Genomic DNA, 24,704 nt, shown 5'->3' on the forward strand with positions numbered 1-24,704 from the left:
GAAACATGACCCACCACTCCGCAGCATCCATCCCCGGCCTCACTTCTTCGAGCTGGGACGTCATCATCCTCGGCGGTGGCGCCGCCGGCCTGAGCGCCGCCCTCATCCTCGCTCGCGCTCGCCGTCGCGTTCTCGTACTCGACGCTCAGGAGCCGCGCAATCGGTTCGCGCCCCACATGCACGGAGTGCTGAGCCGCGACGGCTACTCCCCTCTCGATCTGGTCGCTGACGGCTACCGCGAGGTGCGCGCGGCGGACGGCGTCATCGAGAACGCGCGCGCCGTGGAGGCACGCGCCCTCCCCGAAGGATTCGAGGTCGTCACCGACACCGGTGCCCGCATCACCGGACGCCGCCTCATCGTCGCGACGGGGTCCCGCGACGTGTTGCCGGACATCCCCGGCCTGAGCGAACAGTGGGGTCGCGGTGTCGTCGCCTGCCCGTACTGCGACGGATACGAAGCATCCGGCCGCGCAATCGGCGTACTCCTCGGGTCGACGATGGGTGTGCACAAAGCACACATGTTGCGCTCCTACTCGAGCGACATCACGGTGTTCACCGCATTGACGGGGCCGCTCCCCGACGCGGAACGACGGGTCCTCGAGCAGCGCGGGATGCGACTGGAGGACCGGGCGGTCAGCCATGTCGTCACCGACGGCGACCGATTGACCGGGCTCGCCCTGTCTGACGGCGAGATCGCGCCGGTCGACGTGGTGTTCGCCGAGCCGACGCTGGTCGCGCTCGACGAGCCGTTGCGGCAACTCGGCGCAGCGACCACCGAAACACCTCTCGGCCCGTGGACTGCCGTCGACGCCTTCGGACGGACGAGCGTTCCCGGGGTCTGGGCCGTCGGCAACTCCGCCAACCCCGGTGCGCTGGTTCCGATCGCGATGGGCTCCGGCGCGACCGCGGCGCTGACCGTGAACGGCGAGTTCATCGCCGAAGAGGTGGCTGCAGCATCCGCTTCGCTCACCGAAGATCAGGAGGTTCACGCATGACGCACGCACATGATGACGCGATCACCGACCCGGAGGAGTTCTGGGAGACGCGGTACCTCAACCGGCGCGGAGAGAGCGGGCGAATGTGGAGCGGTCGCGTCAATGCGACCATCGCCCACCAGGTCGCCGACGTGACCCCCGGCACCGCACTCGAGCTCGGAAGCGGCGAGGGGGCGGATGCCCTGTGGCTCGCGGCCGAGGGCTGGACGGTGACCGCGGTCGACATCTCGGGCAGGGCTCTGGCGGTCGGGGCCGCCGAGGCCGAGCGGCAAGGACTCGCCGACCGCATCGAGTGGGTGCAAGCCGATCTGGCCACGTGGCAGCCACCAGCCGAGTACGACCTGGTGACGTCCGCATTCCTGCACTCCCCCGTCGAGTTGCCGCGGGAGGCGATCCTGCGCCGGGCTGCGGCCGCCGTCGCACCGGGCGGACGGCTGCTCGTCGTCGGCCATGGCGCCTTCCCGCCCGGATCGCATCCCGAGCACGACGTCGAGGATGCGCCACCGCTGCCGACCCCCGACGAGGTGCTCGCAGCGCTCGAACTCCCCCGCGGCTGGGAAGTCGAGACGAACGCGCTCGTCGACCGGGTGGCGAAGTGGCGAGACGGAACTGATGTGACGCTGACCGACAGCGTGCTGCGGGTGCGGCGAGTGCGATAGCCGGCTCCTCACGTCTTCCGGTCGCAGTTCGCGCCGTCATACGCGCGCGGAAGCGGCGAAAACTGCGACCGGAAAGGCCGGGGGTAGCCGTCAGGCGCCGAGCAGGGCGTACATGTCGCCGACCTCGCCCAGGTGGCCGAGCTTGTCGGGGTTCAGCTGATTCGTCAGCATCGTGATCGCGCCCGGCTCGACGTGCACGGTGAGGACGGAGAGCACCCGGCCTTCGGCGTCACGAGCGATGAGTCCGTGTTCTCCGTTGACCACCACCGGTTCGAGGGTGACTCCGCGCGCGTCGGCGACGCGGGCGAGACCGAGAAGGAACCGTGCGACATTCACCGCGCCGGTGATCGGCTTACGGATGGCAGGAGCGCGTCCGCCGCCGTCACCGAGCGCGACGACGTCGGGCGCGAGCGTGGCGACGACGGCGTTCACGTCACCAGAACGAAGGGCAGTGGCGAAGGCCGCCATGACTCGGTCACGCTCATCCTGCGTCGCATCGAACCGCGGTTTCCCTCCGTCCAGACGCTGGCGAGCCCGACGCATGAGCTGTCGGCAGGAGGCGTCGGTCTTACCGACGATCTCGGCGATCTCGGTGTAGTCGAGGTCGAAGGCGGAACGCAGCACGAAGACGGCTCGTTCCGTCGGGCCGAGACGCTCGAGCAGCGTGAGCACCCCGACCGAGAGCGCCTCGTCGTGTTCCAAGCGGTGTGACGGGTCATCGTCGTCGACGAGCAGCGGCTCCGGAAGCCAGGGTCCGACGTAGACTTCGCGCACCCGCCGCGCCGAGCGGAGCGCGTCGATCGCGAGCCGGGAGGTGACGGTCGTCACGTAGGCGTCCATGTTGTCGATCGGGCCGCTCTCCGACGACCGCTGATGCATCCGCAGGAACGCGTTCTGCACGACGTCTTCGGCTTCGACGACGCTCCCGAGCATCCGGTACGCGATGGAGAACATCAATCCGCGAAGGTGAGGAGCCGCCACATCGAGAGTCGCCATGGGCTCATGGTGGCACAGCGCGATCCCGCGGTGTCACGTTTCGACCGCGTCGATCGTCGGAGGGGATGAGAGAGAAGAGGACACTCATGAAGATCTTCATCGCCGGAGCGACGGGAGCCATCGGCTCCCGACTCGTTCCCCTGTTCGTCCGCGCTGGACACGACGTCGTCGGCACTTCCCGCAGCGCTGCGCGCGCACGAACGGTGGATGCCACGGGCGGACGCGGCATCGTTCTCGACGGTCGCGATCTGACCGCCGTGCGCGACGCCGTGCACGACGCCCGCCCCGACGTGGTGATCCACCAGTTGACCTCCCTTTCGACCGGGCTCGACTACAAGCACTGGGACCGGGGCTTCGCCGAGACCAACGATCTGCGCACACGAACCACGGATGCGCTCGTCTCGGCTGCGGGCGAGGTCGGGACCGAGCGGATCATCGTGCAGAGCTACACCGGTTGGACCAACGAGCACGTCGGCAGCCTCGTGAAGACCGAGGAGGATCCTCTCGAACCGAACCCCTCACCGGCATCGCGACGCACGCTGGCGGCGGTCGCTCATGCCGAGCAGGCCGCGGTCGCCGGCGGCGGCATCGCGCTCCGGTACGGGACGTTCTACGGACCGGGCCAGGCCATCGGACACGGCGGGCAGGTCGTCGAGTCGATCCGCAAGCGCCGTCTTCCGATCGTCGGAGACGGCGCGGGGGTGTGGTCGTTCCTCCACGTCGATGACGCCGCCACCGCCACCCTCGCCGCGACGACCCGCGGCGAGCGCGGCATCTACAACATCGTCGACGACGAACCCGCCGCCGTATCGGAGTGGCTGCCTGACCTGGCTCAGGCCGTCGGCGCGAAGCCTCCGCTCCGCGTCCCCGCGTGGGTCGCACGCGCCCTGATCGGCGAGTTCGGGGTCGCCCAGATGACGACAGCCCGCGGATCGTCGAACCAGAAAGCGAAGACGCAACTGTCCTGGGAGCCGCACTACGCGACCTGGCGCGACGGATTCCGCACGGGCCTGGGTTCGCCGGTCGCGGTGGGTCGGTGACGGATGTGACCGTGGAGATCGCCCTCCTCCCCGACCCGGTCTGGCCGGTGATCGTGCTCGCGCTGATCCAGCTGGTCGACGGGATGCTGAGCCTTCGGCCGGTTTCGTTCATCGCCCGGTGCTTCGAGGCGGTCAACTGGCCGCGGCCGCTGTGGTGGATGATGCCGGCGGTGAAGTTCGCGGCCGTCGCCGGGCTCATCGCCGGCATCTGGATCCCTTACCTCGGCATCCTCACCTGTGCGGCTCTCATCGCGACAGCAGGCTTCTGTTTCGTCATGTGAGGCGGGCGCATCTTGCCGCGGGTTCCGGTCGCAGTTTGTGCCCTCATGGGCGCGGGGAGACGGCGAGAACTGCGACCGGAACCACTGGAGTACATTCGGGAGCACCATGCAGAAGGTCGACTTCAAGAAACAGATCGACACGTACAGCGCGACCCGCGGACGGTTCGATGTCGTCACCGTCCCCGCGATGCAGTTCCTGATGATCGACGGCCACGGTGACCCGAACACGTCTCAGGCATATGCGGATGCTCTGGCGACGCTGTATCCCGTCGCGTACAGCCTGAAGTTCCTCAGCAAGAACGACCTCGGCCGCGACTACACCGTCATGCCCCTGGAGGCACTGTGGTGGGCCGACGACATGGACTCGTTCACCGCCGTCCGCGACAAGTCGCAGTGGCATTGGACAGCGATGATCATGACGCCGGAGTGGATCACGCCGGAGCACTTCGAAACCGCGCGGGAGCGCGTCGAGCACAAGGGAGGCGCCCCGGCCCTCGACGCGATCCGCCTGGAGACGCTCGATGAGAGCCTCTCGGTGCAGACGCTCCACATCGGTGCGTACGACGACGAAGCACCCGTCCTCGATGCGCTGCACCACGAGGTCATCCCCGCGCACTCGTTTCGGATGACTGGCAGGCATCACGAGATCTATCTCAGTGATCCCCGCCGGACTGCGCCGGAGAAGCTGAAGACGATCCTTCGCCAGCCCGTGGCCGCCGCATGACGTCGCGCCGGGCGCCACGGCCCGGTGCGGTATCACTGCAGCGAGCACACGCCGGAGAAGACCGAGTTCGTCTTCGACTCCATCCTCGGGTCACGACGCATCGAGGGCACGCACACGGTCTGGATCGACGCCCACGGCCCATCCACGGTCCTGCGGCACGAAATCGTGGCGGTCCTGCCCCTCCGCCTGCGACTGGTGTGGACCGTCGTCGTGCGGCCGCTCCATGATTCGCTGCTGGAAGACCTCCTTCACGGAGCGCAGGTCCGGGCCGGCGCCTCCTCCGACGCACCCCGCTGGTCTCTTTGGGTCCGACTTCTTCGACGGCTCTCCCTCGACGTGCGGGGCGTAACGTCACCGGAGGACAGACGGCCCGCCACGGAAGGATCGACGACGGCTATCCGGGAGTGACGTCGCGCTGCCCAGCGGTGTCCACCAGGTTCAAGATCTCCTCCACTGTGCGCGGGTGACCGACGATGACGAGGTCGCCGGTGGAGTCCGTGTGCACTCGGGCTCCTGCTTCCGCCGCGATCAGTGCGCCTCCCACCAGGTCCCAGGCGGCGTTGCGATAGGCGACGATGGCTCCGAGGCGACCGGTGGCGAGCAGGCCCCAGTCGGCCGAGGGCGCCCAGGTTCGCAGAACACGTTTGGTCTGCCGCTCGAGCGCGGCAAACATCCTGTTCCGGCGATCGTCGTCATGACCCACGCCGTATCCCTGGGTGAGCGAGACAGTCGTATGCGCGAGCGCTTCCGCCCCGGTGAGGAGAAGTCGCTGGGCGGGCCCTCCCTCTCTGGAGAGCCACGCACCCTCCTCGATGATCGCCCAGTACGTGCGCCGTCGTGGAGAGTCGTGCACCACCGCCATCACTGGGGCGTCGCGATGGCAGAGCGTGATGCAGACGCCGTACACGTCGAGTCCGAGGACGTAGTTGTTGGTGCCGTCCAACGGGTCTATGAGCCAGCGATACTCTGACTGCTCGGCGCCTTGTTCGCCTTCTTCTTCCCCGAGTATCGAGTGATCGGGGTAACGAGCGGCGATGGCGGCGACGATGCCACGTTCGGCTTCGCGATCGACATGTGTGACCAGGTCCGTTCCGTCGCCTTTCGACTCGACTCGTGCCTGCTCCCGCTCGGCGACCGCGAACTCACCGGCATCCCGCGCCAGCCTGATAGCGAGGTCGGCGGCGCTTCGGATGTCCATGCGGCCCACAGTAGCGAGTCGGTGCCGGGCGAACGGCGGTTGACGGCGTGGGTCCGACTTCTTCGACGGCTCTCCCCCCGACGTGCGGGGCGTAAAGTCGCCGGAGGACAGACGGCCCGCCTCGGAAGGATCGACGAATGACGGTGTTCACCGGATTGAGCGCGTTTCCCCTCGCCCCGCTCGTTGACGACGCGATCGATGACGCCGCGTTCACGAAGCTGGTCCGTCGGCTCGCGTCGGCCGGTGTCGACTCGATCACCGCGCTGGGATCGACGGGCTCGTACGCATACCTCGACGCCGAGGAGCGCGCCCACGTCGCGAGGCTCGCCGTGGACAACGCCGGGTCCGTTCCGGTCTTCGTCGGGGTCGGTGCCCTGCGGACGTCGCACGTGTTGAAGAACGTCGAATCCGCGGAACGAGCGGGCGCAGCGGGCGTGCTCCTCGCGCCCCTGACCTATCAGCCGCTCACACCGGAAGACGTGTTCGAGCTGTTCCGGACCGTCACCGAGAACACCGACCTCCCGGTGATCGTCTACGACAACCCGCGCACGACGCACTTCACGTTCACGAACGAGCTCTACGCCCGCATTGCAGAGCTTCGTGGCATCGGGTCGATCAAGATTCCCGGAGTCCCCGCGAGTCCAGCGGATGCTCGTGAGCACGTCGCATCCATCCGCGCGGTGATTCCCGAGCACGTGACGATCGGCGTGTCCGGCGATGCCTCAGCAGTGGCCGGTCTGAGTGCCGGATGCGACGCCTGGTATTCCGTCATCGGCGGCACGCTCCCGGAGCTTGCGGTGAGCCTGACCCGCGCTGTGCAGCAGGGACGCATCTCCGACGCGGTGGCAGAGACGGAGCGATTGGGCCCGCTGTGGGACCTGTTCACCGAGTTCGGCGGCAGCCTGCGCGTCGCCGCCGCGATCGCCGAGCACCTCGGCCTCGCCCCGCACCGGTGCCTGCCGCTGCCGATTCAGGGGCTCGACGACGCCCAGCGTGCTCACGTGACTGCCGTGATCGATCGACTCGCTCTCGCCGATTGACTGCCGCATCAGCAATGTCGGCAGCTGCGATTAGCGTCGCCGTGTGCCAGAGCCCGTGCAGCAGTGGTGGGCGAGAAGACAGTTCTCGCGGGGCGTCGCCGTGCCCTACGAGGTGGGCACGTTCCGCACGGCGTGGGCGGCGTACCCCGAGCTGATCCGCCAGTACCACCCCGAGCTCAATCACGGCGTGGTTCTTTCGCAGGTGCCGCTCGCCGCCGACGTGCTGCTCTGCTGGGAATGCAGCGTCGGGCATCGGTTCGCCGCGACGCCGACGGAGCAGCGCGAACGCCCCGGTCGTGTGCGCCGGCAGTCGGCCTGGTGTCCCGAGTGCTCCCGCCTCGCCAGACCGCAGCCGGTGATCCTCGGCGAAGCGCGAGCGATCCCGAGACGATCGCCGAAGCCCGCACCCGCGGTGTGCACGAAGACGCCGGATCTCCCGAAAGGCACCGCGTTCTTGAGCGCGTGCGCACCGAAGCCGGCATCTGCGGCAGAAGAGAGACTGCGCGCGGCGCTGGCCGACCGGCTGATCTTCAGCAACGGGGTGAACGCCGTCAAAGTCGCGCGTCCGTTCTTCCGCCATACCGAGGTCTGGCCGGACATCCTGCTCCCGGAGCTGCGAGTCGCGATCGAGTACGACACCATCGGGCGACACGGTCTCGAGCACGTCGGCAAGCGCGAGGAGACAGACCGCCGCAAAGACCGTGCACTGCGGAGCGCCGGGTGGGAGGTCATCCGCGTTCGGACGGGCACGCTCGAGCTGCTCGGGCCGTTCGACCTGCAGATGGCCGTCAGCGCGAAGGGCGTGAGCCGCATCGTCGACACTCTCCGCGAGATCAGAGGCTCGCTGATGGTCGACGCCTATGTGCGGTAGCCGAGCGGTCAGTCGGTCGCCTCAGCCGCAGAAGGTGGAGACCGAATCCTTGAGCTGCTCGACCGCCTCGATCGCTTCCGGCGACTGCAGGTCGTCGATGCCGGCGAGTTGCTGAGAGCCCGACCGGATGAGGTCACCCAGCTGACCGCCGACATCGTCGGCGGCGCCGTCCAGAGTCGTGACGAGTTGGTCACGAGCCGACTTGACCTGCTCCTCGGTCGCCTCTCCCTGGCCGAGCGCGCTCTCGTACTGACCGTAGGCGTCGTCGAAGGTCGCACAGACCTCATCCACCGGCACCCCGGCCGCATCGCCGGCCATCTGGGCGACCTGCGAGCATCCGGTGAGCAGACCGGCGACGAGGACGATCGGAACGAGGGCGAGTCGGCGCATGACTCGAGGGTAACCGCGCGACCTGAGTGCACGCGGAGCCGACGCCACAGGATGCTGCCTCCACGAACGGTTCGTCCAGCACTCGGGTCTCCCGTTGACCCTCTCACTGTGTCAGGGTGAAACGTGGTCTCCATCATGTACAACATCGGAGAGTTCGCGGCTCACGGGCGCGTGAGCGTGCGGATGCTGCGGCATTATGACGCGATCGGGCTCCTGAAGCCCGCGCGCGTGGAGGAGCATTCCGGGTATCGGCGTTACGAGCCCGGGCAACTCAGACGGCTGTTGCAGATCGTCGAGTTGCGGGACCTCGGGTGCTCTCTGGAGGACGCCGCCGAGGTCCTCGGCGCCCCCGACGAGAGCGACGCTCTTCGCGTCGTGCTCATGCGTCGGCGCGCAGAGCTGGAGGCGTCCCTTGCCGCAGATGAAGCACGGCTCGCGCGTGTGACGGCGCGACTCTCCTCACTCGAAGGAGAACCACCCATGTCTGAACTCATCTTCCGCACCCTGGAACCCGTAACGGTCTACGCAGCCCGTGGCACCGCCCCGGGTATGGGGCCGGAGAACGTGTCACCGGTGATCGATCGCATCCTTCCCCCACTGGAGGCCGCGTTGAAGGAGTCGGGCGTCGACTACAGGGAGCCCGGGATCTTCTGGTACGAACCGATCGAGGGAACGGAGGATCTCGGCGTCAACGTCTCGTGGATCGCCGGCGAGAATCCGCAGCCCGGGGGCGGGTGGGAGGTCGTCGATCTTCCCGGGGCCGAGCGCGTCGCGGTGTGGAGATACGAGGGTGACATGCCGGGCATCGGCCGCGCCTGGCACGAGTTCATGGTGGCGATGGCCGCCGCAGGGTGCGAGCCGGTCGGGCCTTCCCGGGAGGTGTACCTCGACGCCGAGGGCCCCCAGACCGAATGGGTCACCGAACTGCAACAGCCTGTCAGGACGACGTCGGACGGTGTCGCGACTGACGGGTGAATGCCCGCGCGCGGAGTGCCTCGCCGCGGCAGCGAGGCACTACGGTGAGCATGTGTCTCCTGGTCGCAAGTTCCCTGCGAAGAGGTCACCTGCGACCAGCGCCAGGTACGCCAAGCGCCGGAAAGTGCGTTTGGCGCGTGTCGACAATGACCTCACGGCCGACGAATGGGCGAGCATCCGCGACGCGTGGGGCGGCTGCGCTTACTGCCAGGTGACGGGTGTCGCCATGCAGCGCGATTGCATCATGCCCGTCTCTCGCGGTGGCCGCTACACCTTGGCGAACGTGGTCCCCGCCTGCGCGTCCTGCAATGCGAGCAAACACAACGGTGAGGTCACCGCGTGGCTTCGCCGGAAGAAGTTGGACGAGCGAACCTTCCTCATCCGCCAGGCGACGATTCTGAAGGCGCTCCTCGCGGCAGACGATCCAGGTCTCGCGAGCTGACCCGTCAGCGACGAATCGAGCGAATCGCAGCGATCAGGATGCCGAACGCAAAGACGGGGACCGCGCCGAAAACCGACCGCCAGTTCCCGTTGAGGACCGGGATTCCGATCGCGACAAGCACCCCGATCACGAAGATCGAGATGATGATGGCGCGCCACAGCGTGTCCGTCGTCGTTCTGGTCGTCGCCCGTTCCGATTCGCTCATGACTACAGTCTGTCTCTTCGCGACCGGCATGGATGTAGGCCGTTCGGCGGACAACGGCCCGGAGTTCTCGGGCCCGCATCCGCAGCCCGACCACGGCACACTTGTCGGGGGTTTTCACGGATGCCGGGACATACGCCCCGTGCCGGCCTACAGGTGTGAAAACTCCCGACAGGTGTACCCGTTCGCCGGCGATCACATCTTCGCGTAGCGCGCGCGGGCGAAGCAGTACGCCCCGTACAGGGCCAGTCCGGCGCCGACGGTCCACAGGATGAACGCGCCGAAGGGCAGCCCGGCCAGGGTGCGAAGCCCTGCATCCAGTCCCCCGGCCTTCTCGGGGTCGTGCGTGAATGCGGCGACGACGAAGAGCACGCCGGTCACCGCGACCGCGATGCCCTTGGCGATGTAGCCCGCGATTCCGAGGGCGATGATGCCCTTGCGTGCCGCGCCGGCGGGAAGCTGCAGCTGCTTGGTGAAGGCCCGGGTCACGCCACGCACGATGAACGCGATGCCGACCGCGGCGACGATGAGCCCGACCAGGACGAGGAGCGCCACGCCGGCAGGCGCAGCCAGCAACTGAGCGCTGAACGACTGCGACGATTCGGAGGACTGCGACTGGCCGCCCAGCGCATACACCAGGGCGGTGCCGGCGATCGCGAGGTAGGCGACGGCCGTGCCGATGAACTTGATCCGGAGCCCCCACTTCTTCTTCGAGTCGGGGTTGCGCTCGATCAGCGCCTCGGCGATCTGCCACACCGCCAGGGCCAGGAGTCCGAGGACGATGACCCACAGCAGCGCGACGCCCGCCGGTGATTGCTGGATCTGCTGCAGCGCACCACCCTGGTCGGCATTGCCGCCTCCCCCGGTGGCGATCGAGATCGCGATGAACCCGATCAGGACATGCAGGATGCCGAGAACGACGTAGCCGACGCGGGCGAGCGTTCGGAACACGGTGGAGTCCTGAGCCGCGCGGGCCGTGGACTTCGCGGAATCAGTGGAGTTCATGAGGTCGTGGACCCTTCGATCGTTGATGCGCGGGAAGAGGCGACAGCGCGTGCGGCGTGCCGGTCGCGCGCTGCTTCGACAGCGACCCAGACGAGCGTCGCGACAGCGATGCCCTCGAGCATCCCCGCCACCACGTCACTGAGCCAGTGGGCGTGAAGGTATGTGCGGCTCCACATCATCGTGACGACCCACACCGCCCCCGACGTCCACACGTACCAACGCCGGAGCACGAGACCGAGGATGACGACGACCGTGGTCGCCACCGCCGTGTGCCCGGACGGGAACGAGGTCGCGACGCTCTCGGCCAGCGAATCCGAGGGGCGCGTGCGTCCGATCACCGCAGCCATCGTCGCTCCGATCGCCACGACGGTGACCATCGCGATCGCGAGGGTGGCAGCATCCCACCGCCGTCCGCGCCACAGGAGCAGCAGGATCAGCACGGCCCCGACGATGATCATGCCGATCGTGCCGCCGACGACGGCGGGCACCCAGGCGACGACCAGTCCGATCTCGCCGGTGGCGGCATCCATCAGATCGTGCCACCAGATGTCGACCGCGAGCGGCTTGTGGTCATCGAGCGCGACGACGACACGGAGAACCACGAAAGCGACGCTGGCGGCGATCCCGATCAGGAGGCCGACGGACCGAGCCCGGGCGCTCGGAACATCGACCGCGCTCACGAGGTCAACTCCATCGTTTCGGGTTCACGATGCGCCTTTCGCCGTCTTGATCCTATCCAGCCGAGACCGGCGAAGCGGGCATCTCGCTCACCCGCCGACGACCCCCAACTCGTACGCTCGGATGACCACGTGGACGCGGCTTCGGAGGTCGAGCTTCGAGAGCACTCTGCCGACGTGAGCTTTGACGGTTGATTCGCTCAGGTGAAGGGCCGCCGCGATCTCCGCGTTGCTCTCACCTCGCCCGATGAGCACGAAGATCTCGCGCTCACGCGGAGTGAGAATCGACAGCGCCCCCTCGGCGTCGTCCTCCCGACGTGCTCCGAAGTGCGGTCCCGCGATCTCGATCAGCTTCGCCGTGATGCGCGGAGACACGACCGCGTCTCCCGAGTGGACGGCGAAGACCGCCGAGATCAGCTCGTCCGGGCGGGTGTCCTTCAGAAGGAAGCCCGCCGCCCCGGCCTCGAGCGCGCCGAAGGCGGCATCGTCCAGGTCGTAGGTCGTGAGAACGAGCACGCGCGTGTCGGGGAGCACGTCCGTCAGCTGCCGTGTGGCCTCGATCCCGTCGAGCACGGGCATCCGCACGTCCATCAGCACCACGTCGGGGCGGAGGCGCCGCGCGGCGCCGATCGCCTGCAGTCCGTCGGCCGCCTCGCCCACGACCGTCAATCCCGGCGCAGCATCGAGCACCAGGCGCAGACCGTAGCGGACGAGTTCCTGATCGTCGACGAGAAGAATGCGGATGCTGTCTGTCGCACTCATTCGTCCTCCCAGTGCAGGTGTGCGCAGACCCGCCAGCCGCCGCCTTCGCGAGGACCGATCTCGAGAGATCCGTCGAACATGGCCACCCGCTCCTTCATACCGAGGATGCCGCGACCGGCGTCCTGCTGGTCGAGATTTCGTGACACCGACGCCGCGGCGTCTTCGACGCGAATGGTCACGTCGTGCTCCGCCCATTCGAGTGCGACCGAGACGGAATCGACGCCTTGCGCGTGGCGGAGCACGTTGGTGAGCGACTCCTGCACGATCCGGTAGACGGTGATGCCCACTGCGGGGTCGGCCGTCGCCGTTCCTGTCTCGGCGAACTGCACCGGCAGTCCGGCCGCCGCGAAACCGTCCACCAGTGCGGCGATCTGCGTGGCATCCGGCTGCGGTGCGTGCGACGGCTCCGTCGGCTCATCCGGCTGGCGGACCGCGCCGAGTAACCGACGAACCTCGCCGAGGGTGCGCCGACCTGTCTCAGCGACGCGGGCGATCGCGATCTTCGCTTCGTCGGGGCGCTCATCGGCGGCAGCGCGAGCACCGTCGGAGATCGCGATCATCACGGTCAGGCTGTGCGCGATCACGTCGTGCATCTCCCGTGCGATGCGCTCGCGCTCACGTGCGACGGCGATCTCCGCCAGCTGCTCCCGCTCACGAGAGAGCTGTTCGGCCCGCTCCACGAGTGCGTCGAGGGAGCGTCGCCGCTGCCCCGCGCTCGTCCCGAGCAGGGCGGTGATGAGGAGCACGGCGGCGATCGCGCCGAACACCACCAGCCCGTCGACGAACGGGTCCCTCGGCGTCACCGGCGGGGATCCCCACAGCGACGGCCCCCGCGCCAGCCGCGCGGTGAAGGTCGCTGCCCCCAGCACTCCGAACGCCATCGCTGCGCCGAACCAGCTCCACGCTCCGACCGCCGTTCTCGTCGCAGCGACGCGATACAGGGTGATCACGACGAGGATCGACTCCGCGCCGGTTCCGACCGCGAGGGAGAAGATCGTCAGCAGCAGCGCTGCCGCCAATGCCACCCTCGGATGCCGACGGCGCACGACCAAGACGCCCACACCGCAGACTGCCGACCCCGCGGAGATCCACAGCGGCGTGCCGAAGCGCGGCTCGGCCGAGATCACGAGCAGGCTGACGGCCACGAGGAGATAGCTTCCGGATGCCGTCGCGCTCAGCATCCGCCGCTTCCGACCGGAGTTCAGGCGTCCCTCCGACGAAGCGCGATCAGCCCCGCGGTGAGCGCGACAGCCGCCCACGCCATGGCTGTGATCCACCCGGCGGCCGGGCTGAGGTACTGCTGAGTCGCGTCCGCGAAGCCGAGCGACGGGTCTCCGAGCCGCACCATCGAATCGCCGGCATGCGACAGCAGATACAGCCGAACCGTGCGGACGAGCTCGGAGGTGGGAAGCACCGACAGGAGCACGGGACCGAGCAGCGTCGTACAGAACACGACCAACGATCCTCCCACCGCCGAACGGAGCAATGCGCCGACGCCCAGACCGAACACCGCGCACAGTCCAACATAGATCGCGCCTCCGACCAGAGCGAACGCGAACCCCGGCGCCGCGAGGTCGGTCTCGATCCCGAAGCCGGAGTACAGCGGATAGGTAATGGCCCAGGAGCCGAACACCGAGATGAGGGCGGTGACGACCATCACCGGGAAGACCACCACTGCTTTCGCCGCGAGAACGAGGCCTCGGCGCGGGGCGGCGATCAGCGTGGGTTGGATCGTCCCCGAGGAGTACTCCGAGGTGATCGCGAGGACACCCAGGACACCGGCGATGATCTGACCGAACAGGAGCGTTCCCAGAGTGATCGAGTCGAGGGTGAAGGCGACGGAGGCCACCGAGGGGACGCCGGCGGATTCGAGCGTCAACACGAACAGGAGGCTCACCCCGATACCGAAAGCGAGCAGGGCGGCGAGCAGGAAGCCGGTCGAGCGCAGGCTCATCAGCTTGACGAACTCCGACCGCACGACGTTGGCGAAGCGCAGCCGGTCGTCAGCCTGGACGTACGTGGAACGCTGCAGGGTGGGGGTGGTCATCGGTCGACTCCCGTTCGTGAGGGTGTTGAGCGGTATTCGACCGCTCCGGCGGTCAGGGCGATGTAGGCGTCTTCGAGGCTCCCGGAGAGGGAAGCGACCTCGTAGAGGACGACCCCCGCCGTCGCGGCGGCGTTCGCGACCTGTTCTGGCGTCAGCCCGGTGACGTCGACGGCCCCGTCCGTGCGGGGCACCACGGTGACTCCCGGTGCGGCGAGCGCTGCCGTCAGGCCGGCGAGATCATGGGTCCGCACGCGGACAGCAGACTCGGTCACTTCCGCGATCACCTCACTGATCGGTCCGTCCGCCAGGATCCTGCCTCTGCCGATCACGATGAGGTCGTCGGCGGTCTGGGCCATCTCGCTCATCAGGTGTGAGGAGAGCAGGACGGTGCGGCCCTCGCCCGCCAGCCGACGCATGAGCTGGCGCACCCAGAGGACGCCCTCGGGGTCGAGCCCGTTCACCGGCTCGTCGAGGATGACGGTCGCGGGGTCGCCGAGCAGCGCGGCGGCGATGCCCAGCCGCTGTCCCATCCCCAACGAGAATCCGCCCACACGCTTGCCCGCCACGGCGTCGAGGCCGGCCATCCCGATCACCTCACGCACCCGCGCGGTGCCGATGCCGTGGGTCAGCGCGATGGCCTGCAAGTGCTTGTAGGCGGTGCGCCCCTTGTGTGCGGCCTTCGCATCGAGCAGAACGCCGACCTCCCGTAGCGGTGCGGCATGTCCGGCGTACGGACGTCCGTTCACCTCGACGACTCCGGACGACGGCCGATCCAGGCCGACGATCATCCTCATGGCCGTGGACTTCCCGGCCCCGTTCGGACCCAGAAACCCGGTCACGCGTCCCGGTCTCGCTGTGAAGTCGACGCCCTCGACGGCGACCTTGTCCTTGTAGCGCTTGGTCAGCGCGCGTGCTGTGATCATGTGAGATCCCTTCCGTCGGCACTCACGCTAAGACGGAGCCATCGGCCGGCACATCGGACGGCGGTACTCACTTCCCGACCACCCGGTACTCAGGTACCGGTGGTGCGCCTTTAACTCACGCGGGCCGTGCGGATTCGGCGATGTGCGACAACAGCCCGAGGGCGGTTTCACGCAGGGTGCCGTCCGGGTCGAGCGACGGATCGTAGGAGGCCAGCGTGGCGGATCCGACAGGCACGGCGCTGGCGGTCCGAGCGACGATCTCGCGCACGTCCTCAGCGGAGAATCCGCCGGGCGCTGCGTAGTCGTTCGCGGGGGCGATGGAGGGGTCGTAGACGTCGAGGTCGACGTGAAGATGAACGACATCGGCACGTCGCACCAAGGCCTCCAGGGCGGCCGACAGCGCGTCGGGCTCTGTCGCTTCGCCCACCGAGAGCACGGACACTCGCGACGCATCCAGCACCAGACGCTGCGCCTCCGTCAGGTCACGCGCCCCGATGTGGATGACGTTCTCTTCCGGAAGCGCCCGGAATCCGGGAATGCGCCCGGTTGCGGCCTGCCAACATCGCCCGACCGCCATGGCCAGGCCCTGACCGTCGAGGAATCCCGTGCCATCCTCATCCGGGGTGTTGAAGTCACCATGAGCATCGAGCCAGACGAGTCCGACCCGCTTCCCCTCGGCGGTCAACGCCGCGAGAGCCCCCACGGTCGCGTTGCAGTTCCCGGCCAGCACCAGCGGCAGTGAGCCACGCTGCCGGGCGTTCGCCACCTGTTCTGCGAGGGCGCGCTGCAGCTCGAATGCGGTTCGGAGTTCGGACCGCCACGAGGAGGTGGGCTCGACCTCCGTCTCCTGCACGACGAATCCACGGCTGTGCAGCATCGGCGCCGCGCCCGCCGCGCGCAGCGCACGGGGCCCGGCCCCCATGCGCTGGTCGTAGTGACCCGAGTCGTACGGGGAGTAGAGGAGCTGAACCGAGGAGAACCGCTCAGGCATGCGATACTCTAGGCGAGGCCGTGGGCGACCGAGTCTGGAGACGCGTTTCGTCTCGTCGCTGCGCTCCTCGCTCAACGACCGAAAGCGGGCGCTGCGCTCCTCGCTCGACGACTGAGCACCGGTCGTTGAGCGAGCGGAGCGAGACGAAACGCCCCGAGCACCATCACATCAGGGCGCTGCGGTGCACTCAGGAATAGAGCTCGCCCACGGGCACCGCCACCGGGAGCACATTTCCCGGCGGAGCGAGCGGGCACGCCCACGCCGGATCGTAGGCGCACGAGGGGTTGTAGGCGAAGTTGAAGTCGAGCACGATCGTGCCGTTCACGGCATCCGAGCCGAGATCGGCCCCCTTGATCGTGTCGATCAGATAGCGCCCGCCTCCGTACGTGCCGTCCGGCTTCCCGGCGAGCGTGTCGCGCACCGGGATGAACAGTCCGCCACCGTAGGACCTCAGGCGCCAGACGTCGAGCGAACCGGCATCCGGGATCTCGACTCTGCCGATGCGCTCGAACGGCACGACACCGTCGGTCCCCGTCTCGAAGTCGAAGCCGGCGGGCTCGGCGGGGAGTATCGGCAGTTCGAAGCGCCACTGCGCGTCATACGACGCGATCGGCAGCCCTTCGAAGAGCGTTCGATCGGCATCCAGCAGCGGGGTCGCCGGGTGCCACAGCATCAGGTCATCCCGTTCGATGCGCCAGAGCTCGTGCGCTTCCTCGGGATCGTCCGCACGACGCACCGCGTCGTACAGGGCGAACACACGACGGCGCCAGTCGACGACCTCCGTGGCGATCCGTGCGGAGGCGTCTGTCATGGGCCCCAGGCTACGCGGGCATGGGCGCCGTGGCGGCACCCATGCCCGCGGTGCACTATCCGGCGGCCTTGAGGGTGAAACGAACGGTGCGGGCGTTCCCCGCCACGTCGTACACGATCAGTGTGTTCTCACCCGCGACGGCACCGAACGCGCCAGGCGTCACGGCGTTGAGATCCGACCAGGCGTTGTCCGAGAGATCCTTCGCCACACCGTTGAGCGTGAGGCGGTCGATCTTCCCGGCATCGTGGAGCTTGAACGACACCTTGCTGTAGACGCCTTCGGCACCGACCGTGAACTCGGCGCCGGGCTTCACCGTCGCGGTGGGAGCCGTGACGTCCAGCGTGAAGCGGACGGTGGTGGGGTTTCCGGCCACGTCGTACACGATGAGCGTGTTGGCCCCGGCGACAGCCCCGAACGTGCCGGGCACGACGCCGTTCAAGTCGGACCAGACGTTGTCCGTCAGATCCTTCTCGACGCCGTTCAGCGTGAGACGGGCGATCTTCCCCTCATCGTGGAGCTTGAACGACACCCTGCTGTAGACGCCGTCTCGACCGACCGTGAACTCCGCGCCGGGCTTCACGGTCACCGCCGGAGCGGTCGCATCGGCCGCATCCCCCGTGACCGACAGGTCGCGGAGGCGTCCGAAGTTGTCGAAGGAGCCGAAGCCCACCCGGCCCGTGCCGAAGGTGTCGTCGTTCGCGGTCATCAGTGGCGCATCGAGCCCATCGACGTAGACGGCGATGTCGCCCGTCTCGACGCACCGCACGACACGGACGTCATGCCATTCCTCGTCCGTGACCGCCGGCGGTGCGCCGACAGTGCCGTCCCACTGGTCGTCGATCCGCTCGCGGTCGGCCTTGTTCACCTTGAAGATGCCGTTGTGCGGGTAGATCGTGTTGTCCTGCGAGAGGTGGGCGTAGTAGTACTCCGTGTCGGACTGCCATCCGAAGACGATGATGACGTCGCGGTTGTTCACCGACGCTTTCTCGTCGAGGCGCACCTGACCCTTCAGGTCGAAGGAACCCAGTTCCGGCCCGTCGGTCAGGACGGCGTATTCGAACGGTCGACGGATGCCGTCATTCGGGTTCGTGCCCGCCTCGGTGAGAACCACCTCGTCACCCGGGAAGTCCCACTTGGCGGGGGTCCGGGGCGCCCAGTCCTCGGCGCTCGTGACGTCGGTGATGACAGTGCCGTCCGGCGTGCACGGGGGCGCTGTGGGCGGCTCTGGCGTCTCGGCCTTGTACAGCGCGTACTGTGCGGCGATCTGCTCAGCCGTCGGCACCTTGTCGAGCAGCATCACGTCGTCCATCCGCCCGTTGAAGGGGTTGGATTCGCGGGTGTTCTGCGGGAAGCTTCCGCCGATCTTGATCCCGGCGGGCGCGGTGTCGGACGTCGCTCCTTCGCCCCACGGGTTGGATGCCGTGTAGTCGCCCTCGAGTTCCTCGCCGTTCATGAACAGACGCATCTCTCCCTTGGCGAAATCGAAGGTCGCGGCGAGGTGAACCCATTGCCCTTTCTTCAGGATCTCGTCCCACGGAAGGTCCGCAGCGAAGGTCCACGAGCCTGCGCCGTCGACGCGTCGCCCGAGAGCGACGAGCTTGAGTTCGCCGTTCACGGTGATGACTTCGAGCAGGGCCCGCACCGCATGGCCGTCGGATGTGCCGGTGAGTACACCTGCCAGGCCGATCGCGTTGTATCGGTCGTCGGGGTTCGCCGTTCCGGAGTTCAGCGCAGGGTGATCGCCGGTCGGCTTGAACCAGCCCATGACGGAGATCTCCTCCGCGCCGGCGAGCGGCTGGAGAGAGTCGACACCGGATGCGTCGTAGACCCCTGCCTTCCAGTCGTCGTTCGACGCGGTGCGCGGACTCATCTGCTGCGTCTGCAGCGCTTCTCCGGCACCCGGGTAGGCACGATCGGCCACCCGCATCTCCACACCGCCGTTGACGAGCGAGATGTCGGTGCCCGATCGCCCCTGATCGACCTCGATCGAAGGCTTCGCCGCATCCGGGTGGTCGAAGTCATGGTGGGTGACGAGGTTCGACGCGAGTGCGGGAAGGACGAACGGTGAGCTCGGTTCGTCGACGCTCCGCGCTCCGGTGACCTTCCAGATCTTCCCGTTCGCCTTGGACACGAGGTAGAGCTCGCCGTCGGCATCCGACCCGAACCGCAGATCGACGCGCTTGTCTCCGACGAGATCCTGGAACGTCGTCTCCACACCGTCATGGAACACCCGGAGCTGTTGGATGGTGGCGAGGTCGTCGATGTCGCCGTCGTTTCGCACCATCTCATCGGCCTGGGTCGACAGCACCCATCCACGCACCAGATCGGTGAAGAGGTAACGCCCCTGCAGCTCCGCGATGTCGCCGCGGTAGACGAACCCGCCGTTCACGGCGACGCCGGCATCGCCGGTCTGCCCAGGATCGCGATTGTGGTCGTATGCCGCCACCGGATACGTGAAGCCGTTCTCGGCGTCGTCCGCCGGGAGCGGGAAGATCTGCCGGTTGTCGGCGAGGAACGAGCCCTCCCGCACCGACCAGCCGAAGTTGTCCCCCGGTTCGACGGCGTAGACGGATTCGACCTGCCACTCGCCGATGTGGGCCATGTACATCGTGTGGTCGCCCGCGGGGTCCCAACTGATGCGGTGCGGGTCGCGCATGCCGACGGCGTAGATCTCCGGCAGGGCGTCGGCCTCCTCCACGAACGGATTGTCGGCGGGCACGCCGTACTCGCCGTTCGCGCTGTCGTCGCCGGTGGGGTTCACTCGCAGGATCTTGCCCTGCGGAGTGGCCAGGTCCTGCGGGTTGCCGTTGCCGACACCGTTCCCGCCGTCACCGACGAGCACGTACAGGTTGCCGTAGTCGGCATCGCCCGAAGACACCGTGGGGTTGAACGCGATCTGCTGCACCGTGTGCACTCGGCCGGCGAACGGGATCCGCATCAGCTCACGCTGCGTGCCGGCGAACGTCTCGGCCGCGGGGTCATCCGCCTTCCATTCGGTGATGACGCTGTGGAACGCCGTGTTGCCGAAGGCCGGGAAGTCGGGGGTGTCCTCGGTCAGTGCGGTGCCACCCTCGGTGTGCACGGTGTAGAACAACCCGTTGTCGGCGAAGTCCGGGTGGAACTCGGCCGATCCGAGCCCGGTGCCCAAGCCGGCGCTGTTGTGGAAGTTGTCGATGAATTCGTTCCGGACGTTGAGATACGGCACATGCGCACCGGACTCCTTGTCGACGAGATAGAGGATGTCGTTGTTGTCGGGGACCATCAGTCGCCCCGAGCCGTCCGGAACCTCGTCGAGATGGGTGATCCGGTTGTGGCGCACGAGACGCTGATCCTGTGTCGCCGGTGTGGTCGTCGACTTCGGAAGCTGTGCGAGCTCGGTCACCTCGATGCCGAGGTCCGCGAGAGCGGGGTCGGGCAGCGGGTTGAGGAGCGGTTCGTTCGCCGTCCCGCCCGGAGCGCAGTCACCCGGGTTGCCGGTGGCGATCGCGAGGTTCTCGCCGGTGTTGTCGACGGCGACGTCGTCGAGCAGCAAGCGCCCGGCGCTGGAGGCACCGTTCTTCCAGAAGAAGCGGTCGAGCGCTCCGTTCACCGCCTGGCGGAAGCCGAACTGCTGCTCGGTGCCTTCGGGAAGCCGGGTGATCTCCTCATAGGGTCCGCCCTGGCTGTACACCGACACCTTGTCCGCCGCGTTGTCGGCGACGATCCAGACGCACTGCCACGCGTCTCGCGACCACACGCCGGCCGGCTTGAAAGCGCCCGCGTCACGGACACGCAATACGTCGTCGTTCTGGTTGTTCACGTAGGCACGGCTGTTGACGTAGTCATTCGGCGCGTCCACGTCAGTGAGCCCGAAGGAGGTGTCCACGCTGCCGGTGCGCAGGAACCGGAAGAAGAGCGTGCCGGTGTCGCCCTCGGCGATGGCCGGGATCGCACGATACGACTGCTGCCCGCCTCCGACGGATTCGACGACCTGATTGTTCCCGTTCAGCGGGTCGGCGATCACCTTGGGCGCGGCGGACGACGTCCAGCCGTCCTGTCCGTGGAGAGCGATGCGCTCGTACTGTTCGAAATCGATCACCTCGGTGAAGGGTTCCGCCGCCGCCGCGGGCGCAGCGGCGAGCAGTGCCCCGGCGATGGCCATCGTGGCCACCGCCGCGATACTGCGCCGCACACCGAATCCCTGAGGGGGTGGGGCGGATCGGCCGTTCGAGCTCGTGGATCGCGTGGTCTTGTCGTGCATCAGAAACCTCTCAACGTCATCGTCGTGCGGTTGTCGTGCCGATGGGTCCTGCCATCTCCCCGGGGCGGCACTGCAGCGGGGCGAGCGAGGGGGCGGTGTCGGGTCGGGTCACCCGCCGCCGGAGGCGCCGAGGAAGGGCGAGACGCTCTCGCCGAACGCATCCGCTGTCCGCCGGACGACGGTCTCCGGGTCGCCGGCCCAGATGTCCGCGTTGAAGATCTCGACCTCGATGTCACGGTCGTATCCGGTGGCGATGACCGCTTCCGTCAGACTGCGGAAGTCGATGACCCCGTCGCCCGGGTAGTGCCGACTCAGCAGCACGTCCGCAGGGAGCGGCGTCTTCCAGTCGCAGACCTGGTAGGTCGCGATTCGCCCTTCGCGGCCCGCGCGAGCGATCTGTGCGAGCACATCCGGATCCCAGAAGATGTGGAAGGTGTCCACCGCGGCGCCCACCACCTCCGCATCGAAGTCGCCGGCGATGTCGAGCGCCTGTCCCAGTGTCGAGACCACGCAGCGATCGCTCGCGAACATCGGATGCAGCGGCTCGATCGCCAGTGTCACGCCGGATGCGGCCGCGTGGGGCGCCAGCTCACCGATCGCGTCGCGAACCCGCTCGCGCGCGCCGGCGATGTCTCGTGAGCCCTCGGGAAGCCCTCCGGCGACGAGGACGAGAACGGCCGTGGAACCGGCCGCACCCGCCTCGGCGAGCGCGGCGGTCTCATCGATCGCCACGCGGTTGTCGTCGATCGACGTGCGGCGGATGCTGCCCTCTGCGGCGGTGAAGAAGCCGCCGCGGCAATGCGTGGTGAAGCGCAGTCCGGAGTCGCTCAACATCGATGCCGCCGTTGACAGTCCCACCGCGTTCACGGGTTCACGCCAGAGCCCGATCGCCTGCACGCCGACGCGTCGTGTGGCGTCCAGCGCGGTGCGGAGGTCGGCGTGCTTGATCGTGGCCTGATTGATCGAGAGCCGAGGATCGGGGGCGTTCATGCCGACACCCCGTTCAGACGGAGCATGCCATGCCAGCGTTCCGCGGCGAGGTCCGGCTGCTCCAGTGCCCGGGCGGAGTTGGCGAGCTCGACGATGCGGGAGAGGTGCGGGAGGCTGCGCGCGGAGTGGAGGCCGCCGACCATCTGGAAGGCCGGCTGGTGCCCGTTCAGCCACGACATGAACGCGACACCGGTCTTGTAGTAGAACGTCGGGGCGGCGAAGATCTGCCGACTCAGCTCCTCGGTGGGGCCGAGGATCTCCAGGTACCGGTCGGCGTCGTCGGTGTCCAGCGCCTGGATCGCCGCCGAAGCGGCGGTGGTGAGTGCCGCGAACGCGCCGAGCAGGGCATCGGAGTGGCGGCGCGGCGCGGCGGATTCGCTCGTGGGCTGCTGCGCCTCGGGAACGTCGGCCCCACCGATGAGGCCGACGTAGTTGAAGTCGTCGCCGGTGAACATCCGCACGGTGTCGGGCAGCCGGTCGCGCACCGCCACCTCGGATGCCGCATCCAGCAGGCTCATCTTCACGCCCGCGACCTTGTCGGGGTGCTCTTCGATGATCTCGAGCAGCACATCGGATGCGGCACGCCAATCGACGGAGCCGAAGTATCCTGCGAGCGCCGGATCGAACGCGGTGCCGAGCCAGTGGAGGACGACCGGAGTCGTCGCAGCGTCCAGGACCTCGCGGTACACCCGGCGGTAGTCATCCGCCGACTCCGCCACCCGCGCCAGGTGCCGTGATGCCATGAGGACGGGACCCGCGCCCTGCTCCTCGGTGAAGTGCAGCTGCGACTTGTAGGCGTCGATCACCTCGTCGAGGGATATCCGCTCGTCGTCGACGTGGTCGGTGTTCACTCCGACGACGACTGATCCGCCTTCTTCCTGCGCGACCTTCGCGGAGCGCGAGATCAGTTCGCGCGTGGCCACCGCGTCCAGCCCCATGTTGCGCTGTGCCGTGTCCATCGCATCCGCGACGCCGAGACCCCAGGAGTACGCATGGCGACGGAAGGCGAGAGTCGCATCCCAGTCCACGTCGGCCGGACGCCCCGGGGTGTTGTCCGCGTGCACCTGGGGGACGACGTGGGCGGCGGCATACGCGACGCGACTGCGCAGCGCGCCCGCGGGTCTGGTGTACTCCGGGGCATCGGCGAGTTCTGCCTCGGTGGTCAAGCCATCCGAAGCGAGCAGCGTGAGGCGAGCCATTCGATCAGTCCAGCGTCAGAGGGTTCAGGTCGACCTTGCGCCCCTCGCGCGCGGACTGCAGCCCGGCCTCGGCCAGCTGGACGCCGCGCGCACCGGCGAGCAGGTCGAACTCGTAGTCCGTGCCGAGCACATACGACTCGAGGAACTCCTCCCATTGCTGACGGAAGCCGTTCTTGAAGACGTCGTTCGTGGGGACATCCGCCCAGTCCGCGTCGTAGTCGTGGTCGTCGGCGAGGTCGGGGTTCCAGACCGGCTTCGGTGTCGCGTTGCGGTGCTGGATCTTCGCGCCGAACAACCCGACCACCGCCGATCCGAGGGTGCCGTCGACGTGGAACTCGACGAGCTCGTCCCGGTGCACGCGGACGGTCCAGGAGGAGTTGATCTGCGCGACAACCCCATCCTCCAACTCGAAGATGCCGTAGGCGGCGTCCTCGGCGGTCGCGGTGTACGGTTCGCCGTTCTCATCCCACCGCTCCGGGATGTGCACCGACGCCTGCGCATACACGCTCTTGACCTCGCCGAACAGGTTCTCGAGCACGTAGTTCCAATGCGGGAACATGTCGACGATGATGCCGCCGCCGTCCTCGCTGCGGTAGTTCCAGCTCGGGCGCTGCGCCGGCTGCCAGTCACCTTCGAAGACCCAGTAGCCGAACTCTCCGCGCACCGACAGGATGCGGCCGAAGAACCCGGAATCGATGAGCCGCTTGAGTTTCTGCAGTCCCGGGAGGTAGAGCTTGTCGTGGACCACTCCGGTCTTCACACCGGCGTCGCGGGCGAGGCTCGCGAGCTCCAGAGACTCCGCGAGTGACTCGGCCGTCGGCTTCTCGGTGTAGATCGTCTTCCCTGCGGCGATCGCCTTCCGAAGAGCCGCCGCGCGAGCCTTCGTCACGAGGAAGTCGGCGTAGATCTCCCAGCGGGGGTCGGCGAGCGCAGCATCCAGATCCGTCGTGTAGTCGGAGATGCCGTGGCGCTCGGCGAGCTCAGCCAGCTTGGCTTCGTTGCGTCCGACCAGCAGCGGGGTCACCGTGACCCTCGTGCCGTCGGAGAGCTCGATGCCGCCCTCGTCACGGATCGCGAGGATCGAGCGCACGAGGTGCTGACGGTAGCCCATGCGACCGGAGACGCCGTTCATGATGATGCCGATTTCGCGGGTCGCGGGGAGCGCCGGGGGAGGGAGAACCTGCGTCGAGGCGGTGGTGGTGACTGACATCTCGTTCCGTTCTTCGATCATGAGTGTTCTGTGCGT

The 24,704-nt window shown here is 67.9% G+C and carries 25 protein-coding genes; 9 read left to right on the forward strand and 16 right to left on the reverse strand.

The window, feature by feature from the left end:
- Positions 1 to 5: 5 nt before the first annotated feature.
- Positions 6 to 995: an NAD(P)/FAD-dependent oxidoreductase gene (locus D7252_RS02100; RefSeq protein ID WP_120773880.1), complete on the forward strand. Its 990-nt coding sequence runs from the start codon at positions 6 to 8 to the stop codon at positions 993 to 995.
- Positions 992 to 1,654, forward strand: a complete 663-nt coding sequence (locus D7252_RS02105; protein ID WP_120773881.1) for a cyclopropane-fatty-acyl-phospholipid synthase family protein — start codon at positions 992 to 994, stop codon at positions 1,652 to 1,654. Before D7252_RS02100 ends, D7252_RS02105 begins: the two co-directional genes overlap by 4 nt.
- 90 nt (positions 1,655 to 1,744) lie before the next feature.
- On the opposite strand, the gene sigJ is transcribed toward D7252_RS02105, so the two are convergent.
- Positions 1,745 to 2,650 (reverse strand): RNA polymerase sigma factor SigJ, encoded by a 906-nt coding sequence (gene sigJ, locus D7252_RS02110; protein ID WP_120773882.1) that lies wholly within the window; start codon positions 2,648 to 2,650, stop codon positions 1,745 to 1,747.
- 86 nt (positions 2,651 to 2,736) lie between these two features.
- Here sigJ and D7252_RS02115 point away from each other — a divergent pair, with 86 nt between their 5' ends.
- The 3 genes from D7252_RS02115 (at position 2,737) to D7252_RS02125 (ending at position 4,695) form a co-directional block, all read left to right on the forward strand.
- Positions 2,737 to 3,690 carry an NAD(P)-dependent oxidoreductase gene (locus D7252_RS02115; RefSeq protein WP_120773883.1) on the forward strand — a complete coding sequence of 318 codons (954 nt, stop codon included), beginning with the start codon at positions 2,737 to 2,739 and terminating at the stop codon, positions 3,688 to 3,690.
- 11 nt (positions 3,691 to 3,701) lie between these two features.
- On the forward strand, positions 3,702 to 3,971 hold the full coding sequence (locus D7252_RS02120) for a hypothetical protein (RefSeq protein WP_183055141.1): 270 nt from the start codon (positions 3,702 to 3,704) through the stop codon (positions 3,969 to 3,971).
- A 106-nt stretch (positions 3,972 to 4,077) separates the two neighbouring features.
- Complete coding sequence (locus D7252_RS02125; RefSeq protein ID WP_120773885.1) at positions 4,078 to 4,695, forward strand: GyrI-like domain-containing protein; 618 nt, start codon at positions 4,078 to 4,080, stop codon at positions 4,693 to 4,695.
- A gap of 394 nt (positions 4,696 to 5,089) precedes the next feature.
- On the opposite strand, the gene D7252_RS02135 is transcribed toward D7252_RS02125, so the two are convergent.
- A complete protein-coding gene (locus D7252_RS02135; RefSeq protein ID WP_120773887.1) occupies positions 5,090 to 5,893 on the reverse strand; it encodes an inositol monophosphatase family protein in 804 nt (267 codons plus the stop codon).
- 137 nt (positions 5,894 to 6,030) lie between these two features.
- Between D7252_RS02135 and D7252_RS02140 the strand changes: the two genes are divergently transcribed.
- Together D7252_RS02140 and D7252_RS02145 are read left to right on the forward strand one after the other, a co-directional pair.
- Complete coding sequence (locus D7252_RS02140) at positions 6,031 to 6,933, forward strand: dihydrodipicolinate synthase family protein (RefSeq protein WP_120773888.1); 903 nt, start codon at positions 6,031 to 6,033, stop codon at positions 6,931 to 6,933.
- Positions 6,934 to 6,976: 43 nt separating this feature from the next.
- The gene (locus D7252_RS02145; protein ID WP_120773889.1) at positions 6,977 to 7,804 is read left to right on the forward strand and encodes a zinc-ribbon domain-containing protein; all 828 of its coding nucleotides are present in this window, start codon (positions 6,977 to 6,979) and stop codon (positions 7,802 to 7,804) included.
- Positions 7,805 to 7,825: 21 nt separating this feature from the next.
- Here D7252_RS02145 and D7252_RS02150 read toward each other — a convergent pair whose 3' ends face one another.
- Positions 7,826 to 8,194 (reverse strand): hypothetical protein, encoded by a 369-nt coding sequence (locus tag D7252_RS02150; protein ID WP_120773890.1) that lies wholly within the window; start codon positions 8,192 to 8,194, stop codon positions 7,826 to 7,828.
- Positions 8,195 to 8,317: 123 nt separating this feature from the next.
- On the opposite strand from D7252_RS02150, the gene D7252_RS02155 reads away from it, so the two are divergent.
- Both D7252_RS02155 and D7252_RS02160 read left to right on the forward strand, forming a co-directional pair.
- Complete coding sequence (locus tag D7252_RS02155) at positions 8,318 to 9,169, forward strand: MerR family transcriptional regulator (RefSeq protein WP_120773891.1); 852 nt, start codon at positions 8,318 to 8,320, stop codon at positions 9,167 to 9,169.
- 124 nt (positions 9,170 to 9,293) lie between these two features.
- Positions 9,294 to 9,611 (forward strand): HNH endonuclease, encoded by a 318-nt coding sequence (locus D7252_RS02160; protein WP_259461032.1) that lies wholly within the window; start codon positions 9,294 to 9,296, stop codon positions 9,609 to 9,611.
- Positions 9,612 to 9,615: 4 nt separating this feature from the next.
- On the opposite strand, the gene D7252_RS02165 is transcribed toward D7252_RS02160, so the two are convergent.
- From D7252_RS02165 to D7252_RS02225, 13 genes are all read right to left on the reverse strand, one after another.
- Positions 9,616 to 9,816: a hypothetical protein gene (locus D7252_RS02165; RefSeq protein ID WP_120773893.1), complete on the reverse strand. Its 201-nt coding sequence runs from the start codon at positions 9,814 to 9,816 to the stop codon at positions 9,616 to 9,618.
- Between the two features lie 192 nt (positions 9,817 to 10,008).
- Positions 10,009 to 10,818: a DUF1206 domain-containing protein gene (locus D7252_RS02170; RefSeq protein ID WP_120773894.1), complete on the reverse strand. Its 810-nt coding sequence runs from the start codon at positions 10,816 to 10,818 to the stop codon at positions 10,009 to 10,011.
- The gene (locus D7252_RS02175) at positions 10,815 to 11,498 is read right to left on the reverse strand and encodes a phosphatase PAP2 family protein (protein ID WP_120773895.1); all 684 of its coding nucleotides are present in this window, start codon (positions 11,496 to 11,498) and stop codon (positions 10,815 to 10,817) included. Before D7252_RS02175 ends, D7252_RS02170 begins: the two co-directional genes overlap by 4 nt.
- 87 nt (positions 11,499 to 11,585) lie before the next feature.
- Positions 11,586 to 12,257, reverse strand: coding sequence for a response regulator transcription factor (locus tag D7252_RS02180; RefSeq protein ID WP_120773896.1), 672 nt, complete (start codon positions 12,255 to 12,257; stop codon positions 11,586 to 11,588).
- Positions 12,254 to 13,438, reverse strand: a complete 1,185-nt coding sequence (locus D7252_RS02185; RefSeq protein ID WP_120773897.1) for a sensor histidine kinase — start codon at positions 13,436 to 13,438, stop codon at positions 12,254 to 12,256. Before D7252_RS02185 ends, D7252_RS02180 begins: the two co-directional genes overlap by 4 nt.
- A 20-nt stretch (positions 13,439 to 13,458) precedes the next feature.
- Positions 13,459 to 14,304 (reverse strand): ABC transporter permease subunit, encoded by an 846-nt coding sequence (locus D7252_RS02190; RefSeq protein WP_120773898.1) that lies wholly within the window; start codon positions 14,302 to 14,304, stop codon positions 13,459 to 13,461.
- Positions 14,301 to 15,227 carry an ABC transporter ATP-binding protein gene (locus D7252_RS02195; protein WP_120773899.1) on the reverse strand — a complete coding sequence of 309 codons (927 nt, stop codon included), beginning with the start codon at positions 15,225 to 15,227 and terminating at the stop codon, positions 14,301 to 14,303. Before D7252_RS02195 ends, D7252_RS02190 begins: the two co-directional genes overlap by 4 nt.
- A 115-nt stretch (positions 15,228 to 15,342) precedes the next feature.
- Positions 15,343 to 16,218, reverse strand: coding sequence for an arginase family protein (locus tag D7252_RS02200; protein WP_120773900.1), 876 nt, complete (start codon positions 16,216 to 16,218; stop codon positions 15,343 to 15,345).
- Between the two features lie 187 nt (positions 16,219 to 16,405).
- The gene (locus tag D7252_RS02205) at positions 16,406 to 17,029 is read right to left on the reverse strand and encodes a DUF1684 domain-containing protein (RefSeq protein ID WP_120773901.1); all 624 of its coding nucleotides are present in this window, start codon (positions 17,027 to 17,029) and stop codon (positions 16,406 to 16,408) included.
- A 55-nt stretch (positions 17,030 to 17,084) separates the two neighbouring features.
- Positions 17,085 to 21,269, reverse strand: a complete 4,185-nt coding sequence (locus D7252_RS02210; protein WP_120773902.1) for a PQQ-dependent sugar dehydrogenase — start codon at positions 21,267 to 21,269, stop codon at positions 17,085 to 17,087.
- A gap of 108 nt (positions 21,270 to 21,377) precedes the next feature.
- Entirely contained in the window at positions 21,378 to 22,259 is an 882-nt protein-coding gene (locus tag D7252_RS02215) for a sugar phosphate isomerase/epimerase (RefSeq protein WP_120773903.1), read from the reverse strand.
- Positions 22,256 to 23,458, reverse strand: coding sequence for a DUF993 family protein (locus tag D7252_RS02220; RefSeq protein WP_120773904.1), 1,203 nt, complete (start codon positions 23,456 to 23,458; stop codon positions 22,256 to 22,258). The genes D7252_RS02215 and D7252_RS02220 overlap by 4 nt, the downstream gene beginning before the upstream one ends.
- 4 nt (positions 23,459 to 23,462) lie before the next feature.
- Positions 23,463 to 24,668, reverse strand: coding sequence for a Gfo/Idh/MocA family protein (locus D7252_RS02225; protein WP_120776748.1), 1,206 nt, complete (start codon positions 24,666 to 24,668; stop codon positions 23,463 to 23,465).
- Between the last annotated feature and the right edge of the window lie 36 nt (positions 24,669 to 24,704).

Source organism: Microbacterium sp. CGR2 (assembly GCF_003626735.1).
Taxonomy (GTDB): Bacteria; Actinomycetota; Actinomycetes; order Actinomycetales; family Microbacteriaceae; genus Microbacterium.